Raw genomic sequence first — 17,462 nt, 5'->3', positions numbered from 1 at the left:
AAATAATTTTATTTTAATATATGTTTGATTTTGTTACATATACTCAAAAATCAAACAATTAAAACTATGTTCAATTCATAGTAAAAAACCTCTCCACCACCATATCCCTTTCATCCAAACTCTTTGAGCTTAAAATCTGGAACATCAAGCCATCAATTAGGTTTAAAACCAAATTGGCATCGGGTTTTAATGCATGAGCTTCTAAACTAAAAACTAAATCAAAAAGTTCTTTAAGCAGCCATTTTCTATATTCAAGCGCTATACGGTAGGCCTGCGGGTAAATCTGTTTAGTTTCAAAAATGGCTTTAAGTAATAGATAGTACAGGCTATTAAAATTGACATGTAAAACAATAATCTCTTTGAGTTTATCGCTTGAGGTTCGGTAACGGCTTGAGTAGATAATTGCCAGCACTTCTTCTTTGAGTTTGCTTTTTTGAAAGGATACGCACATTTCAATAAGCCGCTGTTTTGAGTGAAAGTAATTATAAAAAGTGGTTTTAGGAATTTTGGATTTTTTGACGATTAAGTCCACACCCGCATTGTGAAATCCATAGAGATTAAACAGCTCAATTGCTGTATGAAGAACCTGTAATTTTTTGGAAGATCTTTCTAAGGTTGGCATCGTTTTACCGTTATAAGTTCTTGTTGTTGCTAAAAGAGATAAAAAAGCCTGTGCCTTTTCTGGGAGAAAAAAAGGCACAGCAAAGCCGTAAAGACTGTGCTTGGCACATCTCAAGTTTTATTGTTGCTAAGTTTTAGACGTAATGATTTAAAGCCTGAAAAGCTTATAGGCAATCAAGTTTCTTTAAATTGATTTAAGTTGTGTCGAGATAGATTTTGACAGTGACTGCCAATAATTTATGAATGTGCATAGCCAACTCCTTCTTTTGGGAGTTCTGCCAAAGCATTATAAATTATGGTGGCAGAACGGAAGCAGGTTGACGGACTGGTTTGAACTCCAGCACACCCGAAGGTGTCCCACTCCCGCCCTACCGCTACGGGAGGGAACGAGGTGTGCACACAAGACTACTCCTCAGAAGAAATAATCCTGATGTGGTTCAAATAGCGGTCCGTCAAAACCGGCTGGCAATGTAGGCCAGCCCGCAAATGGTAATCTTCAATATTTGAGCTGTCAATGTGAAATTGGCTAGAAATTATTTAATTAATTATTGTTTTTCATAGTATTAGATACTTTAACTAAACAACTTATACAGTAATACTGAACAGCGCTTTGCAAAATGGGGCCTGTCAATATACCCCATTTTGGTTAAACCTTTCTATTTACTAATTTTTTATTTAAAAATTCCAAGTCATAGATAAAGTTGCCTTTAAAGGTTCACCGGGTTGTACCCATTCATCTGTATAACTTGAAACGTAATAATCTTTATCAAAGACATTATCAACATTCAACTGTACCCTTAAATCTGGGCGTACTTGCATATATCCACCGACATTAACCACTGTAAACTCAGGCAAACTTGTTCCATTATCGATATAGTTGGCACTACGTTTACCAAAGTAATTGATGTTGCCTACTAAGCCAGCAGCCCTTCCAAATAATTCAAACTGATAATCTGCGTTTAAGTTTGCAGTGTGCTTAGGAATATTTTTTAGGCGAGCGCCTTTGGCATCGACTTCACTTTCTAAAACAGAAGCTTTCGTTAAAGTATAATTCGCGCCCACATTCAAATGATCGCTAAACTTGTGCTTTAACTCAATTTCAACACCATGACTTTGGACGCGACCACTATCTACATAACTGTCGGTTATACCTTCAGTCAGTAAGTGTTGTTTATCTAAATCAAAATAAGTTAGACCAAACCAGCTTTGCGGTAAAAATTGGTATTTTGTCCCAATTTCCCAGCTCTTGGTTTTCTCTGGGTCATACAGTCGATTCTCTTTATTAAGACCTGTATTTAACTCAAAAGATTTTCCCCAATTACTATAGAAAGAAAGCTTTGTTGTAGGTTGATAGTTCACTCCAACACGTGGACTCAAAGGTGTAAATTTTTGCTGAGCCGATATTCCTGTTCTGTAGTCATCAATTTGTTGCTCAAGGCGATTAAAACGCCCTCCAAGCAACAAATTCCATTGATCATTCAAAAAAATCTGGTCTTGTAAGTTCAGTCCCAGCATATTTTGAATTTCTTTGGTATTTTTGGTTATTCTGCTCAGCACTAAAATATTTTGTCCGTAAACTGGATTATAAATATTAATCGGACTAGATGTACCGACTGCATTACGAAGCTGAATTTGGTCAATGGTATAGTGCCCAGCTTCAATGTTTGCGACTACTTCGTGCCTAATTGTTCCTGTATTTAGTTTCCCGCGTAAAATCGACTGGAACTGAAATGTATCAGTTTCAAATTGTCGGTAACGTCTAAATCGGTTTGCAGTTTGACCATCTGCTGAAATACTCGAAATTTCAGTAGAGGTTCCTTCCCGTTCGCCATGACCATAGCTTAAAGCTGTTGTGTTATTCCAATTTTCATTAAATTGATGATTTAACCTTAACTGGTACAGTTGGTCTTTAACCTTAATGTCTCCATCTGAAGGCTCACCCAAAAAGGTCTTTTTGTTGACAACAAATGCCCCGTTTACTATTGGAACACCACGATCAAACACGCCTTGATGTTCAGAAAATTCTGTATCTAAATTAAGCTGCGTCTGATCCGAAATTTTCCATGCAAGTTGTGGGGCAATAAAATAATGCTGACTGTCGACATGGTCTCTGAAACTCTGATTATTTTCATAAGCCAGTCCAAGCCTATAGGCGACAGCATCATTTAATGCGCCTGTGCTATCTAATGAAGCTCGATATTCTTCTAATGTACTACCACTTAAGCTTACTTCATTTTTTGGCATCCATTCTGGTTGTTTGGTGGTAATGTTCATAATGCCACCTATAGCTCCTTGCCCATACATGGCTGCCATAGGTCCTTTTAAAAAATCAATTGCCTGAACATTCACCATATCTCTTGCAGTATGAATACCACTTAAAGAACTCAAACCATTACGTAAATAGTTTGTTCCCATGTTGGGGTCAGTACTAAAACCACGAAAAGAATAGTTATCCCAAAAACCACCACCATAACTGTCTTGATACACCACACCATTAACTAAAGCTAATGCATCACTCACACGTTGAATATTATTATTTTTAATATCTTGAGCCGATACATGAGACTTAGTAAATGGAACATCTAACAAACTATGGTCAAATTGGGTTAATGCTATTGAAGAATTAGAATTTTCGCTGCTATCTTGGGCCTTAACCGTAATTTTTTCTAGCTCGGCAATCTGGTTTTCAAGTTGGCTTTGTGCCATGACTGACATAGAAAATTGAGCAAATAAAATGCTCCACGCGAGTGGATGAAATAAAAATTTAGACATGACAAACTCTGTTTAGTAATTAAATAGGAACAGATACGTACCTAGTAATGAATTAAGCAAAACAAAGTTGTTTAGGAGGAGCTCGCCCTTGCGGTGAAAGAAATAAGCGTCTTAAATAAAATAATATATAACTTAGCGTTGCCAGCATAATGAAGCGAACAACGACACCAATTGCAAACAAGGTTAACTTGAAGCCATCAATAGTCGCAATGTGGCTATAGAGATAACAAAAATGACAGCTTAAGCTTGAGTCGTGCTGAACGTTTTTGTTTAAGAGCTTTTTATGAGAATCATTTTTTATATGGTGAGATAAATGTGGTTCAGACTGCATACTTGAATGATTCATCATTTCACTAATTTGTTCACATACCATTTGCTGATGCATTTCGCTGGGCAATAGGCTTTGCCAGAACACGAGGTTCTGTAGCAATATTGCTAGTAAGCCGATTAAAAGCCCAAACCGATACATGAAAATTAGTCTCACCAAAGTGCTGTGAAAAATAGCATATTTTTTTTAATATATTCAGCAATCTTCGACTCTCATCTTCATTGTTTTTAAAAATTGTGAATAATTTTTTACTTCTACACAAAAGATAACTTGCTCTCTTTCATTTTTCATATATGATTGAGTAATCACTCAATTAATATGTTTGTATATGGCTCGTCCTCGTAGTGAAGATAAACGTAATGCAATTTTAAGTGCTGCTATTGAAACATTAGCAGAGCTTGGCGAGCGTGCGTCTACCTCAAAAATTGCCAAAGTTGCTGGCGTGGCAGAAGGTACTTTATTTACCTATTTTAGTAATAAAGAGGAACTGCTGAACCAGTTATATCTTTCGTTAAAGGCTGAGTTACGTCAGGTCATGATGCTTAGTTACCCTGCCGATTCTGACTTACAAATACAAATGTCGCATATCTGGCAAAGCTATTTGGACTGGAGTTTAGAAGCTCCCCTTAAGCGTAAAGTCATGGCACAGCTTTCGACTTCGGAACAAATTACTGAGCAAAGCAAACAAATTGGCATGCAAACCTTTTGTGACCTCACTCAAAACATTCAAGAACGTATTAACGATGGCAGATTAAGAGACTATCCACCGTTATTTATTGCTTCAATTTTAGGTGCGCTTGCCGAAGTTACACTCAATTTTATTGCCCAAGACCCTTCTCAAGCCGAGCGTTATCGCAAATCTGGTTTTGAAGCCTTTTGGCATGCAGTTTCAATATAGATAAAAGTAAGGATGCACGGCGTCCTTATTTTTGAATGAATTAATGAGTGAGTAAATACTCATTTAAATAAATCACAATAAGTACTTAGCCCAAGTTCTTATTTGTACATATAGGTTTGTTCCAATAAGGAAAAACAAAATGACTATTTCAAACACAACAGACTTGCCTACTCCCTTAATGCCATCACAGCAACACAATGGCAAATTTAGAAATACGCGTCCGAACCAACACAAGCCTTCTTTTGGCAAAACGCTTCAACTTATGTGGAAGTTTCTATTTAATAAACCAAAAGACACTGTTCCAAACAAAGCAATTCCTGTTTTAAGTTTGTCAAAAGAACAGCTTTTAAGTGCGCCTGACCGCTCTCTATTTCGTTTGGGCCACTCAACTATCTTGTTAAAACTTCAAAATGAGTTTTGGTTAACCGACCCTGTTTTTTTAGAGCGTGCATCACCTTTTCAATGGCTTGGACCAAAACGTTTCCATCAGCCCCCAATTAGCATTGCCGAATTACCACCCATTAAAGGCGTGATTTTGTCGCATAACCACTACGACCATCTCGACTACCATGCAGTAATGCAGCTTAACGATAAAGTTGAGCACTTCTTAACTCCGCTTGGTGTGGGTGACACACTCATTAAATGGGGAATTCCAGCAGAAAAGGTTCAACAACTTGATTGGTGGGATACCACACAGGTAGATGGACTAAAATTAGTGGCTACCCCTGCCCATCATTTTTCAGGCCGTGGTATGGGTGATAGCAATGCGACACTTTGGGCATCGTGGGTGATTATTGATAATGATTTACGTGTATTTTTTAGCGGTGACACGGGATATTTTGATGGGTTTAAAGAGATTGGACATCGTTATGGACCTTTCGATCTGACCATGTTAGAAACTGGCGCTTACGACCCCGAATGGCCCGATGTTCACATGCAACCAGAGCAAACTTTACAAGCACATATCGATCTAAAAGGACGTCATTTGTTACCCGTGCATAATGGTACTTTTGATTTGGCGCTTCATGCTTGGGATGATCCATTTGAACGTATCATGGCTTTGGCTCAACAAAATAAGTTAGCGATTAGCACACCGCAAATGGGTGAACTATTGAACTTAAATGAACCAAATGTCGAAAATTATTGGTGGCGTTCGTAAGTTTGAAGAAATTATTTGGAGAGTAAAAGAATGCTTTTACTCTCCAATTTTAAAATTTTAACTTGTGTGATGTGCCTTCCACGGAAACTTAATTGTGCACAAAACAAAAACCAGAAATAAAAATTGAGAAATATACATATAGTTGAGCAAGTCTCGCCCTACTTTTAATGTAATCCAAGTGTTGTGAATGACATCACTAAATATAATAAGAAAAGTTAGAATTAAGCCGATACGAGGTCTATAAAATAGAAGAATTGCTGCAAGTGGATCAATAAACGTTAAAGATGTCCAATAAATACAAGTAAATAAAGGCGCATTGTTATAGTCCCAAAACAAACCATGCATCAAAACTGTTTGTAAATGGTTGAACCCTGCACCAATAAGGCAAAGTGCATAAATACATCTAATAGTAAATTCAGTTTTCAAAAACAACTCTCTTATTCATTCATCGTGCTATGTAAAAAATATTTTTATTCAGATAAAGCTATGCAATATTTTAATTGAAACAATCTACATAAATATAATTTAAAAGACTCTATAAATAAATGATAAATGTCTAGCCCCTTCCTCTATCTTACTTATAAGTTGTGAACTATTTGATTAAACATCTATTAGACATCCGTACGATTAAAAGAAATCAATAAAATATTTTTATTTATTAAAATTTAAATTATTCAATTAGATATATTCATAATTAACACGTTGATAGCGTTTATTTAAAACTAGAACCAACTTTGTCTTAGTTTTATTATTGACTTAAAACACAGACTACATTGGTCTGCGTTTTTAATTGATCAATTATGAAATTAAATGGCTTATATCACTAGTAGCGTCGAGTATGCGATTCACTGTCTTCTTTTTCTTGTGAACAATGAAGACACACCTTTGAGTAGTAAGGATCTTGCTGAATTACAAGGAGTCTCTCCAAGTTTTATGGCCAAGATTTTTCCTAAACTTGAAAAGGCAGGTCTCGTTATTGCTCAAGAAGGTGTTCGTGGTGGGTATTTACTCGCTCGATCCGCTCATGAAATCAGTTTTTTAGATATCGTGAATGCAATAGAAGGTGAAAAACCGCTTTTTGAGTGTCAAGAAGTTCGTGGTAAATGTGCGGTCTTTAATCATGCTCCGCCAGATTGGGCAACCAGTGGTGTGTGTGCAGTGCATGCCGTCATGCTACAGGCCGAAAAAGCCATGCGAGACGCTTTAGGTGCTCATACACTTGGCGATATTGCAGACCGTTTTGGCCGTTATGCACCTGACGTGTTTTTTAGTGATGTAAATGGCTGGATCAATGAACGCATCGAAGGAAGAACAGCAAAAATGCGTAAAAGTAAAATATCGCGGGATACCCCCGACTAATGAACTGATAGGGTTCGTACCCTAACATAAAATTCTCTTAATTCTTTTTAAACGCCTTCTCAGATTTTTCGGACAATCAGGGAAAGGATTCGCTCACCCAAAATTTTGTGATGAGCTGGAATTTGTTGTCCGAAAAATCTATCAAAAGGATAATCAAATGAGTAAGCGTATTATTATTGCTGGTTCTGGCTTTGCTGGTTTATGGGCGGCATTCGCTGCCCAAAGAGCAATTCACTTGGCTTCACAAGAACAAAACATTGAGGTGCTGATGGTTTCCCCTAGCCCAAATGTTGGGATCCGTCCTCGCCTTTATGAAGCTGTGCTTGAAAACATGAACCCTGATATTTCATAGTTATTAAGCGTGGTTGGGGTTAAATTTCTGGCAGGTTGGGTAAATAAAATTGACTCAAACCAACAGACAATCGAAGTTTCAACCACTGATGGCAACAATCAAACCTTAAGCTATGATCGTTTTATTCTGGCAACCGGTAGTACGACTTTTATGCCCCCGATATCAGGCCTTACCGAATATGGATTTAACGTAAGCACCCTAGAAGATGCTGAAAAATTAGATCAACATCTTAAAAATTTAGCCAACAAACCTGCAAATGCAGCGCGTAACACTGTAGTTGTTGCTGGTGGTGGACTGACTGGGTTAGAAACCGTGACCGAAATGCCTGAACGTCTGCGTAGTATTTTAGGCGAAACTGATATTCGTGTGGTTTTAGTTGATTCTTCAACAGAAATTGGTGCAGCAATGGGCGACCAAGCTGCTACGGTTATTCGAGAAGCCCTAAACGAGCTAGGTGTTGAAGGTAAAGCTGGGCTACGAGTTACGGCGTTAGATGCCACTGGCGTAACGCTTTCTAATGGCGAAAAAATTGAAACAGAAACTGTAATCTGGACTGCGGGCATGCGGGCCAACCCACTCGCCTCTCAAATTGCAGGTGAAAAAGATAATTTAGGCCGTTTGATTGGGGATGCTTATTTACATGCACCTGAAGCAAAAAACATTTTTGTGACTGGCGATACGGTAAAAGTTCCTACCGATGATTTAGGGAATTTTAACGTGATGTCGTGTCAGCACGCCATGAGCCTAGGTCGTGTAGCAGGTTACAATGCAGCAGCAGAATTAGTTGATTTGCCACTTCATCCATACAGCCAAACGAAGTATGTCACTTGCGTTGACTTGGGTCCTTGGGGTGCACTTTATACTGAAGGTTGGGATCGACAAGTTCAATTTGTACGTGAGGAAGCGAAAAAAATTAAACAGGAAATTAATACTGTCTGGATTTATCCACCAGTTGCAGACCGTGAAGCTGTTTTTGCAATAGCCAATCCTGATTTTGTGATTGTTCCTTAAATTTAACCTGGCAGGATCAATCCATTTATTTAAAAACCCTAAAAGTAAGCCCATCTCTGGTTCTACTTTTAGGGTTTATATTTGAATTATTAAATTATGACTTTTCAAGCGTTTCTATAATCGCTAAAGCCGTCTTCTTAGCTGAAAACGGGTTTTGGCCAGTAATCAAGTTGCCATCCTGAACCACGTGTGGTGCAAATGGAATAAAGGCCTTATCATAATGTGCACCATATTCTTTAGCTAATTCTTCAGCATTGTATGGCACCTTTTTTGCCACTCCTGCCAAAACCTCTTCACTCCATGCAAAGCCTGTTAATTTTTTGCCTGTTATAAGTCGTTCACCATTTGAAAGTCTGACATTCAGCAAGCCACAATAGCCATGACAAACACTCGAAACAATGCCGCCTTTTTCATAAATATTTTTGGTGATTTCTTGAAGTTCGGGATTATCTAAAAAATCCCACATCACCCCATGACCACCTGTGTAATAGATCACGTCATAATCTTGCCAATTAATATCAGAAGGCTTAAAGGTATTTGCCAGCAGCGTAATAAAAGCCTGATCTTTTTCTCGGTCTTTAACTGACTTATCAGCAACGAGAGGCACAAGCGATTTTGGTTCAATTGGAGTTTTTCCGCCATTTGGACTCACGATATCTTGCACATAACCTTGTTTTTCAAACTCATCATAAGCATGGGTGAGTTCGCCTAACCACAGCCCTGTTGGTTCATCAACATCTTTATAGCGTGAAATATTGGTCACGACATGTAATATGCGTTTAGACATTTCATCACCTCATTTTTCATACTTATAATTCTATCTTTCATCTATCAAAACATAGAAAGCTGTTACTGAAAGTGTGCGCTTGGTAAAGTTATGAACCTTGCTTTTACATTACTATAAGTCTAAAGTTAACTTTAATGTCAATAGAGTATGTGGCTATGAATATTAGCGAGTTATCGAAACTAAGCGGCTTAAGCACCCCTACAATTCGTTATTACGAGCAAATCAAACTCTTACCTAAAGCAAAAAGAAAATCGAATGGCTATCGTGAATATACCGATAACGATTTAAAGCAGCTTTCCCTCATTCAGCAAGCCCAGCAAGTCGGGTTTTCTTTAGCAGAAATTAAAGCTTTTTTGCCATCAAAAGTTGCTACTTGGAACCATGATGCACTCATCCAAACGCTTGAATCCAAAATTCAGGAAATAGAACTTTTAGAAGAAAAGTTAAAAGTAAGTAAGCAAAATTTACGAACCATGGTTGAAGCTATTAATAACAAACCAGATGAAATTACTTGCGAAGAAAATGCAGAACGACTTATGAATCTCTATTTCGACAAAGTAAACACTCAGTAGTTTTTAACTTCAAATAGAAGTTTTTTTATATAAATAATATAGAAAAAACTAGACTATCTTTTGATAGTGAAGACCTATTGCTCCAGAAGCAAAAGTTTTATTTTCAATGAGTTTAAGATTAGTCTTTTCCTGAATACCTTGAAATAGTCGCAAGCCTTCACCAATCAATACAGGCGAAATCGTAATTTTGTATTCATCAATTAAACCAAGTTGCATGAAATAGTGTGCAAATCGAGGGCTCCCCAAAATAATCATATCCTTGCCAGATTGCTGTTTGAGCTTATTAATTTCATCTTCAACATGATCTTTTACAAGTCTGGAATGATTCCACTCAACTTTATCTAAGGTTGTTGAAAAAACGATTTTCTCAGTCTTTTCAATCCATTCAGCATGATTTCGCTCATGTTCCGAAGCTTCTGGATTTGAAAGCATGGTTGGCCAATAATTATGCATCATCTGGTAAGTCGCACGTCCCCAAATCACCGTATCGACAGTGCTCAAAATTTCTCTTGCATGTTTTGCCAAATCGGCATCATAAGCAATCCATCCTATGTCCATTGCCCCATTTGGACCTTCAACAAAACCGTCAAGCGATGCGTGTAAAAACAGAATTAATTTTCTCATTATTCTCATTCCTCTATTAAATAACGATCAACGAACCAGAATCTGGCAGCTCAGTCACTAGCTTATAACCCATCAATTTTGCTGGTGTATATGTACCACCTTTAACGGTATTTTTGAGTAAATAATTCACTACTGTCAGTGAGCCATTTACGGTACTGTGACAATTCAAATACAGCGATTTCACCCGTAATATCTAAATGGTGAGCGCCTGCTTTAATGCTCGCTTCCATCATAGGTTTTGATGATGCTGAAAATGGCCCTGCACAGTGCATGACCAGTTTAAAACCTTGGAGTTGCCCACTTACCGCATCTACGTTATCCACCCCAAAAGCTTTAGTCGAGTCCCAACTCTTGAGCAAGTACAGCAACTTTTGCTTTATAACGACCAGCCAAAGTTGGTTTTAGCGCTTGGCGTACAGCTACACGAGCGATTAACTCGCCCGTGTAGCCATTTGCTCCATAAATTATCCAGTTTGAATCGTTAATTTGTCATAACACAACTCACTTATTAAGAAGCAAATGAATAGTCACGCATGCCTTTTTTGTATTGGCGGGTACGGCATGACATCGCTGATTGTTGCAAAATTAAAGCCCAAGCTGGTGAAACATTTGGTTTTGTTTTTTTACCAGAGCTTAAATTACGTAACTGGAATTTAACCACCGCCATATTGGCAAGCGAAGCAAGTGTTTTGTTCTTCCAAGTAATCGGTTTTAATTCAGGAGTAAGATTCTGGCCTTGTTTCCAAGCATTTGGCAAATTAGGTTCAATTGCTAAAGCTGTGGCAATACCGACCATATCTACACCGCTTTCAATTACTTTCTCTGCCACTTGTTTACGGCGTATGCCACCTGTCACCATAACAGGCATTTTGGCAACTTTACGAATCTCTTGCGCAAATTCTAAAAAATAAGCTTCACGAGCAAGAGTACGGCCATCACGAGCTTGACCTTGCATGGCAGGTGCTTCATAGCTACCGCCTGAAAGTTCAACCAAATCTACAGCGTGTTCATTTAGCATTTTAACTACTTGTTGAGCATCTTCAGCACTAAATCCACCGCGTTGGAAGTCGGCTGAGTTCAGTTTTACTGCAACAGTAAACTGAGGCGAAACTACTTTACGAACTGCTTCCACAATCTCAATTAAAATGCGAGCGCGGTTTTCTAAAGAACCACCCCACTGATCTTGGCGTTTATTGCTGAGAGGAGAAAGAAACTGGCTTAATAAGTAACCATGTGCTGCATGAATTTCTACACCTGTAAATCCTGCTTTTTCACCTAAACGCGCCGTGTTTGCAAAACGCTGAATCACCTCTGCAATCATAGATTCAGTCATTTCAATTGGCGTATTAAAGCGATTTGACATTTTGCCAAGATCAAGTGAAATAGCCGATGGCGCCCAAGTCTGCTGACCAAGGTTCGCTTGCATTTGACGCCCCGGATGGTTAATTTGAAGCCAAACCTGAGTACCTTTTGAACGACCAATTTGTGCCCATTTTTTAAAAGTATCTAGATGCTGCTCATCTTCTAATACTACACCACCCGGTCCAGTCATCGCTCGGCGGTCTACCATCACATTTCCAGTAATAATTAGACCTACGCCACCATTTGCCCAAGCTTGATATAAACGTATTAATTCTTCTGATGGTGCATGGTTTAAATCAGCCATGTTTTCTTCCATTGCCGCTTTAGCAATACGGTTAGAAACATATGAGCCATTTGGGAATACTAATTTTTCGAACACTTTCATTGGAATGACCTCATTCAGTATGGCTTTACTTTAAGGTTAAAGCTAGCTTTAATGTCAATACCTTTTAGTATTTCTATATTTAGACATTTGAATTCATTAATTTTTATATAAAAAAAAGAGGCACTTAATAGGCCTCTTTTTTAAAGTTTAAATCTTTAAATTATTCACGAATAAACGCCAACAAATCAGCATTAATCACTTCATGGTTTACAGTTAACATACCGTGAGAAAAACCTGGGTAGATTTTGAGTTGGCTATTTTGAAGTAACTCTGCAGATTTTACGCCAGACGTTTTATAAGGCACGATCTGGTCACCGTCACCATGTAACACTAAAACAGGAATGGTGATTTTCTTTAAATCTTCGGTAAAGTCAGTTTGTGAGAACGCCACAATACCATCGTAATGCGCTTTTGCACTACCCGTCATACCCTGACGCCACCAGTTAGAGATGATGCCTTCAGAGGGTTTCGCATCTGGTCGGTTAAAACCATAGAACGGGCCAGATGGCAAGTCGCGGAAAAATTGCGCACGGTTTGTAAGGACTTGGTTTTGAAGGTCATCAAAAACTTCTTTTGGTAAACCTTCAGGATTATTTTCAGTTTTAACCATTAGTGGGGGTACTGCACTGACAAGTACAGCTTTTTTAACATTGTCTTGGCCATGACGTGCAATATAGTGAACCACTTCACCGCCACCCGTTGAATGGCCAATGTGAATTGCATTTTTAATATTTAGATGTTTAACCACTTCTGCAACGTCATCTGCATAATGGTCCATATCGTGACCATCCCACACCTGACTCGAACGCCCATGTCCACGGCGGTCATGAGCAACTACACGAAAACCTTCTTTAAGGAAAAAAAGCAATTGCGTGTCCCAATCATCTGAACTTAAAGGCCAACCGTGATGAAAAAATAAAACTTGGGCATCGCGTGGTCCCCAATCTTTATAGAAAATTTCTACGCCATCTTTTGTGGTTACATATCCCATCTTTGTTCTCCTAATGAAAAACTGCTTGTTGATTCGTTATAAAGATTTGAATATTTATACTCAGTTAAAATGAGCTTTGATGTTCTAATAACAATGTTGCACATAAATTAACATGCTCTGATATGAGCAACAGTAATTACTCAGTCAATTAATGTAAAAGTAATTTTTTTCGGTTGATATCTATTCTAGTACTGAATTTTTTACTTTCGTGAAAATAGCTAAGAAAATAATGGCGAATGAAAAGGTTGATTAAACGTCGTTCCAACCTCCATACAATTATATATAATTTAAAACAATGATTGGATTAAAAAAACCTATTACAAAATATTTAAAAATCATTTAAATACAATATATTAAAATCAATAAGGCATACATTACCTTTCAAAAAGTCGTCTTATTAAACTATTGATTAAATTTAGCTTTGTTTCAATTTTGATATTAATAAGAAAACTTGATAGTAAGGGATATTTACTGTGAATCAGACTCAACATTACACCACGGAAGTTGCAATTTTAGGTGCAGGCCCAGTTGGGTTAACAATTGCAAATTATTTAAGTAAACAAGGTGTACAAGTTACTGTTATTGAACAACTAGACCAACTCATTGATTATCCAAGAGCGATTGGTATTGATGATGAATCATTACGCACGATTCAGTCAGTAGGTTTAATCAAACAAGTTTTACCGCACACTACCCCTAATCATGCTATGCGGTTTTTAACACCTAAAGGTCGCTGTTTTGCGGATATTCAGCCTATGACTCGCGAATTTGGCTGGCCACGTCGTAATGCATTTATCCAACCCCAAGTTGACCGTGTTTTACTGGAAGGTTTAGCAGCCTATCCAACCACAGAGGTGCGTTTTTCACGTCAATTAAATAGCTTCACTCAAGACAAAGACCATGTAACGTTAAATTTAACGACTAAAGATCAAAAGCAGGAAATTGTTCAAGCGCAGTATTTAATTGCTTGCGATGGTGGAAATTCATTTGTACGCCGTACACTTAACATTAATTTTGAGGGTGAAACTGCTCCAAACCAATGGATTGTTATTGATCTTGCCAACGATCCACTAGCGACGCCTCATGTATATTTATGCTGTGATCCTGTACGTCCTTATGTATCGGCAGCTTTGCCACATGGTATTCGTCGTTTTGAGTTTATGGTAATGCCTGGAGAAACTCAGGAAGAATTGAGTAAACCCGAAAATATTAATCGTTTATTGAGTAAAGTTTTACCTCATACGGACAATATCGAAGTGATACGTCAACGTGTTTATACACACAATGCACGGATTGCAGACCGTTTTCGTGTAGACCGTATTTTATTAGCTGGAGATGCAGCACATATTATGCCTGTATGGCAAGGTCAAGGTTACAATAGTGGCATGCGTGATGCTTTTAATCTTGCTTGGAAAATGGCATTAGTCATTAAAAAAATTGCAAAACCAGAGATTCTAGACAGTTACCAACTAGAAAGAAAAGACCACGCTCAAGCCATGATTAATTTATCTGTTTTAGCAGGACATGTTCTTGCTCCACCAAAGAAATGGCAAGGTGTTCTTCGTGACGGTATTGCTTATGTATTAAATTACATACAACCGATAAAACGTTATTTGTTAGAAATGCGTTTTAAACCCATGCCGAAATATCATCAAGGCATATTGGCACCTTTTCCAGAAAAGAATACACCTGTCGGCAAGATGTTCATCCAGCCTCATGTCCAGCTTGAAAATAAAGACAAAGTTTTACTCGACGAAGTGATTGGTAATAACTTTGCCATTCTTGCTTGGGGAGTTAATCCTACTTGGGGAATCTCACCAAATAGTATGAAAAAATGGGCTAAATTAGGTATTAAATTTATTCAAGTCATACCTGCGATTCAGTTAGACGCTCCGAATCGACCTTCTGACGAACATGTAATTACTATTGGTGATCTAGACACTGAAATTCGCTCTTGGTTTAGCCAAACAAATCAATCTATGGTGATTTTAAGACCTGACCGTTTTATTGCAGGTCTCGCCATTCCTCAAACTGTAAATAGTATAAGTGAAGAACTGTTCCAAAAAATGCATTTGATCAACTAAGTATAATTAAGCCATTCTTTAGAATGGCTTTTTTAAAATGCAAAATTTAGATGAAACTGTTTTTTAAGTACATCCAAAATTAAATCTATAGCTTTGTTTACATGGTCTTTGCGATAAGAAACGTGTAGACCTATCATTGGTAAAGGTTCTACCGTCTTTTTAACTACAATTTTATCCCCTAACAATGGAATAACATACTGAGGAACGAGACTCCAACCAATTTCCATTCCCACTAAATTAACATTGAGTAAAATGTTGGTTGAATGCTGCACAATATTAACATTCAGTTTAGATTTTTTAAAAAAACCATCAATAATTCGATAAAGCTCAGGTGAAGCTTCTTCATTACACATCACAAAATTATGATGCTCAAAACTTTTTATACTAATGCGTTCTTGCTGTGCTTCTGGCGAGTTTTTAGGAATAATTAAAGTGAGTGGCTCTTGGAAGATTTGAATAGAAACCAGTTCACCTGTATTTGCCCCATAACGCGTAAAAGCAATATCTATTTCCCCCTTTTTAAGCGCCTGTAGTTGAGCATCATCAGTTAAACTTTGAAAATCAATTTTAAGCTCTGGGAAATGCGCTCTAATATTCGGCATGATATAAGAAAAAACTTTCATTTCAGCGACTGGAACAAAGCCAATATTTAATTGTTCTTGTTCAACTTTTGCAGTTTGTCTAGCCAAGCTAATGGCTTTCTCGGTGTGTTCTAAAATAATAAGCGCTTCTTTAAAAAAAACTTCCCCTGCTTTTGTAAGCTCGACTTTTCGTTTGCTGCGTATAAAAAGCTGAACACCAACTTCATCTTCTAAGTCTTTAATCTGTTGACTGAGCGAAGGCTGTACCGTATGCATTCGTAATGCTGCTTTCGTAAAATTTAGCTCTTCAGCGACCGCAACAAAATAGCGTAAGTGACGTAATTCCATGTCATATCCCAATTTTTGTGTTTGTATCTCGATTACATAGCCAACGATATAAAAATAAAGTCATTATCGTTAGCCATGCACATAACTGGTAAGTTTTCTCATAGCCTATATGGGCAATAATAAATCCTACCATAAGCGAACCAATCGCCATCCCTAAATCAAATAAAGTAAAAAAGGTTGAAACCGCATACCCAATTCTGTTTTTCTCGACCGTTTGTATAGCCATGGTTTGAAAAACAGGAAAAAGTGAGCCATACCCCGCACCGATTAAAGCAGCAGCAAACCAATATTCCCACTGGGTTTGCATTTGACTCACCAAGAACAATCCTACCGAAAAAAGAATAAACGAAGGATAAACAACTGAGTTAGCCCCTCTTTTATCGTATGAATAGCCAACCCAAGGACGCGCCATAATCATTGATATTGCAAAAACAATAAAAAATACACTTGTTGCAGGGAGTAAGTTTTTAGTTTCACTATAGATACTTATAAAGCTCATGATGCTTGAATAAGCCATTGCAACGAATAATGCAATCAAACCAATAGGAATTACTTTCCTTTCAATAATATCGTTTAAACTAATTTTCTTCTTTGCTTGTACCCACTGCCTATCTTTTAACGATGTCACCGGTATAAGAAAGCAAAAAAATAAACCCATACATACAATTAAAGTGAGAAGAATAAATAGGTTATAAAAACTAGTGTAACGTAGAGTAGCTAGTGCAATCATTGGCCCAAATACAACCGCTAAATTTGTAGACATGACGAAATACCCCATGCCTTCGCCTTTCCTCTGCTCTGGAATGAATTCATTCACAATAGGTACGGTGACCGTAGTTAAAATACTAAACCAGATTCCATGCACGAATCGGATCATCAGTAATATCCATAGTTGATTTACACATAAATAACCAAGCGCCAAAAATGCAAACAGTAATGCTGAACCTCGCAACACTGTTTTTTCGCCGAAACGTTCAATGATCAAACCAGCAAAAGGACGAATGGCAATCGATGAAATCAAAAATAAAGTTAATGCCAAACCTGCCTGACTAATTGAACCTGATAATTCTTTTAAAATATAAAGGGGTAATATGGTGAGCAAAGCATAGTAATAAATGAATAAAAAAAGGTTGTTTAATACACAAAGGATAAATGAACGATTCCAAAGCTTTTGCTGGGCAGCTGGGTACATTTCTCTTACTCAATTAAGGTTCTTTTTTAGAACAAG

The 17,462-nt window shown here is 37.6% G+C and carries 16 protein-coding genes and 2 pseudogenes; 6 read left to right on the top strand and 12 right to left on the bottom strand.

Annotated elements, in window-relative coordinates; all coding sequences use genetic code 11:
- Window positions 1–70 precede the first annotated feature (70 nt).
- The 4 genes from HJG58_RS10440 to HJG58_RS10425 form a co-directional block, all read right to left on the bottom strand.
- Window positions 71–622: a TetR/AcrR family transcriptional regulator gene (locus HJG58_RS10440; RefSeq protein WP_216076558.1), complete on the bottom strand. Its 552-nt coding sequence runs from the start codon at window positions 620–622 to the stop codon at window positions 71–73.
- 236 nt (window positions 623–858) lie between these two features.
- Window positions 859–1,020, bottom strand: coding sequence for a hypothetical protein (locus HJG58_RS10435; protein WP_154020721.1), 162 nt, complete (start codon window positions 1,018–1,020; stop codon window positions 859–861).
- 276 nt (window positions 1,021–1,296) lie between these two features.
- Entirely contained in the window at window positions 1,297–3,393 is a 2,097-nt protein-coding gene (locus HJG58_RS10430; RefSeq protein ID WP_170248809.1) for a TonB-dependent receptor, read from the bottom strand.
- A gap of 52 nt (window positions 3,394–3,445) precedes the next feature.
- Window positions 3,446–3,862, bottom strand: coding sequence for a DUF2946 domain-containing protein (locus tag HJG58_RS10425; RefSeq protein WP_170248808.1), 417 nt, complete (start codon window positions 3,860–3,862; stop codon window positions 3,446–3,448).
- A 187-nt stretch (window positions 3,863–4,049) separates the two neighbouring features.
- On the opposite strand from HJG58_RS10425, the gene HJG58_RS10420 reads away from it, so the two are divergent.
- The gene (locus HJG58_RS10420) at window positions 4,050–4,619 is read left to right on the top strand and encodes a TetR/AcrR family transcriptional regulator (protein ID WP_170248807.1); all 570 of its coding nucleotides are present in this window, start codon (window positions 4,050–4,052) and stop codon (window positions 4,617–4,619) included.
- Window positions 4,620–4,758: 139 nt separating this feature from the next.
- Entirely contained in the window at window positions 4,759–5,778 is a 1,020-nt protein-coding gene (locus HJG58_RS10415; RefSeq protein ID WP_170248806.1) for an MBL fold metallo-hydrolase, read from the top strand.
- A gap of 57 nt (window positions 5,779–5,835) precedes the next feature.
- Here the strand turns inward: HJG58_RS10415 and HJG58_RS10410 are convergent, their stop codons facing one another.
- Window positions 5,836–6,204: a hypothetical protein gene (locus HJG58_RS10410; RefSeq protein WP_079381131.1), complete on the bottom strand. Its 369-nt coding sequence runs from the start codon at window positions 6,202–6,204 to the stop codon at window positions 5,836–5,838.
- Window positions 6,205–6,588: 384 nt separating this feature from the next.
- Between HJG58_RS10410 and HJG58_RS10405 the strand changes: the two genes are divergently transcribed.
- Window positions 6,589–7,137 carry an RrF2 family transcriptional regulator gene (locus HJG58_RS10405; RefSeq protein WP_170248805.1) on the top strand — a complete coding sequence of 183 codons (549 nt, stop codon included), beginning with the start codon at window positions 6,589–6,591 and terminating at the stop codon, window positions 7,135–7,137.
- A 157-nt stretch (window positions 7,138–7,294) separates the two neighbouring features.
- Window positions 7,295–8,500, top strand: a pseudogene (locus tag HJG58_RS10400) (NAD(P)/FAD-dependent oxidoreductase).
- Window positions 8,501–8,594: 94 nt separating this feature from the next.
- On the opposite strand, the gene HJG58_RS10395 reads toward HJG58_RS10400, so the two are convergent.
- Window positions 8,595–9,287 (bottom strand): type 1 glutamine amidotransferase domain-containing protein, encoded by a 693-nt coding sequence (locus HJG58_RS10395; protein ID WP_170248804.1) that lies wholly within the window; start codon window positions 9,285–9,287, stop codon window positions 8,595–8,597.
- A 155-nt stretch (window positions 9,288–9,442) separates the two neighbouring features.
- On the opposite strand from HJG58_RS10395, the gene HJG58_RS10390 reads away from it, so the two are divergent.
- Entirely contained in the window at window positions 9,443–9,859 is a 417-nt protein-coding gene (locus HJG58_RS10390; protein ID WP_170248803.1) for a MerR family transcriptional regulator, read from the top strand.
- Between the two features lie 48 nt (window positions 9,860–9,907).
- Here HJG58_RS10390 and HJG58_RS10385 read toward each other — a convergent pair whose 3' ends face one another.
- The 4 genes and pseudogenes from HJG58_RS10385 to HJG58_RS10370 form a co-directional block, all read right to left on the bottom strand.
- Window positions 9,908–10,483, bottom strand: coding sequence for a dihydrofolate reductase family protein (locus HJG58_RS10385; RefSeq protein WP_170248802.1), 576 nt, complete (start codon window positions 10,481–10,483; stop codon window positions 9,908–9,910).
- Window positions 10,484–10,638: 155 nt separating this feature from the next.
- Window positions 10,639–10,969 (bottom strand): annotated as a pseudogene (locus HJG58_RS10380) (saccharopine dehydrogenase NADP-binding domain-containing protein); the annotation flags it as partial.
- Between the two features lie 22 nt (window positions 10,970–10,991).
- On the bottom strand, window positions 10,992–12,230 hold the full coding sequence (locus HJG58_RS10375) for an NADH:flavin oxidoreductase/NADH oxidase family protein (protein ID WP_170248801.1): 1,239 nt from the start codon (window positions 12,228–12,230) through the stop codon (window positions 10,992–10,994).
- 160 nt (window positions 12,231–12,390) lie between these two features.
- The gene (locus HJG58_RS10370) at window positions 12,391–13,221 is read right to left on the bottom strand and encodes an alpha/beta fold hydrolase (RefSeq protein WP_170248800.1); all 831 of its coding nucleotides are present in this window, start codon (window positions 13,219–13,221) and stop codon (window positions 12,391–12,393) included.
- A gap of 473 nt (window positions 13,222–13,694) precedes the next feature.
- Between HJG58_RS10370 and HJG58_RS10365 the strand changes: the two genes are divergently transcribed.
- Complete coding sequence (locus HJG58_RS10365) at window positions 13,695–15,305, top strand: bifunctional 3-(3-hydroxy-phenyl)propionate/3-hydroxycinnamic acid hydroxylase (RefSeq protein WP_170248799.1); 1,611 nt, start codon at window positions 13,695–13,697, stop codon at window positions 15,303–15,305.
- Between the two features lie 32 nt (window positions 15,306–15,337).
- Here the strand turns inward: HJG58_RS10365 and HJG58_RS10360 are convergent, their stop codons facing one another.
- Together HJG58_RS10360 and HJG58_RS10355 are read right to left on the bottom strand one after the other, a co-directional pair.
- Entirely contained in the window at window positions 15,338–16,234 is an 897-nt protein-coding gene (locus HJG58_RS10360) for a LysR substrate-binding domain-containing protein (RefSeq protein ID WP_170248798.1), read from the bottom strand.
- Between the two features lies 1 nt (window position 16,235).
- Complete coding sequence (locus tag HJG58_RS10355) at window positions 16,236–17,426, bottom strand: MFS transporter (protein ID WP_170248797.1); 1,191 nt, start codon at window positions 17,424–17,426, stop codon at window positions 16,236–16,238.
- Window positions 17,427–17,462 lie beyond the last annotated feature (36 nt).

The sequence above is a fragment of the Acinetobacter geminorum genome, from assembly GCF_013009345.1.
GTDB classification, from domain to species: domain Bacteria; phylum Pseudomonadota; class Gammaproteobacteria; order Pseudomonadales; family Moraxellaceae; genus Acinetobacter; species Acinetobacter geminorum.
The sequence above is the reverse complement of the archived record's forward strand: the minus strand, read 5'-3'. Positions and strand labels throughout refer to the sequence as shown.

Excerpts from the sequence above, each read along its gene's own strand:
- HJG58_RS10440 (WP_216076558.1), bottom strand. The coding sequence starts at position 622 with ATGCCAACCTTAGAAAGATCTTCCAAAAAATTACAGGTTCTTCATACA.
- HJG58_RS10430 (WP_170248809.1), bottom strand. The coding sequence starts at position 3,393 with ATGTCTAAATTTTTATTTCATCCACTCGCGTGGAGCATTTTATTTGCT.
- HJG58_RS10425 (WP_170248808.1), bottom strand. The coding sequence starts at position 3,862 with ATGTATCGGTTTGGGCTTTTAATCGGCTTACTAGCAATATTGCTACAG.
- HJG58_RS10420 (WP_170248807.1), top strand. The coding sequence starts at position 4,050 with ATGGCTCGTCCTCGTAGTGAAGATAAACGTAATGCAATTTTAAGTGCT.
- HJG58_RS10415 (WP_170248806.1), top strand. The coding sequence starts at position 4,759 with ATGACTATTTCAAACACAACAGACTTGCCTACTCCCTTAATGCCATCA.
- HJG58_RS10405 (WP_170248805.1), top strand. The coding sequence starts at position 6,589 with ATGGCTTATATCACTAGTAGCGTCGAGTATGCGATTCACTGTCTTCTT.
- HJG58_RS10395 (WP_170248804.1), bottom strand. The coding sequence starts at position 9,287 with ATGTCTAAACGCATATTACATGTCGTGACCAATATTTCACGCTATAAA.
- HJG58_RS10390 (WP_170248803.1), top strand. The coding sequence starts at position 9,443 with ATGAATATTAGCGAGTTATCGAAACTAAGCGGCTTAAGCACCCCTACA.
- HJG58_RS10385 (WP_170248802.1), bottom strand. The coding sequence starts at position 10,483 with ATGAGAAAATTAATTCTGTTTTTACACGCATCGCTTGACGGTTTTGTT.
- HJG58_RS10375 (WP_170248801.1), bottom strand. The coding sequence starts at position 12,230 with ATGAAAGTGTTCGAAAAATTAGTATTCCCAAATGGCTCATATGTTTCT.
- HJG58_RS10370 (WP_170248800.1), bottom strand. The coding sequence starts at position 13,221 with ATGGGATATGTAACCACAAAAGATGGCGTAGAAATTTTCTATAAAGAT.
- HJG58_RS10360 (WP_170248798.1), bottom strand. The coding sequence starts at position 16,234 with ATGGAATTACGTCACTTACGCTATTTTGTTGCGGTCGCTGAAGAGCTA.
- HJG58_RS10355 (WP_170248797.1), bottom strand. The coding sequence starts at position 17,426 with ATGTACCCAGCTGCCCAGCAAAAGCTTTGGAATCGTTCATTTATCCTT.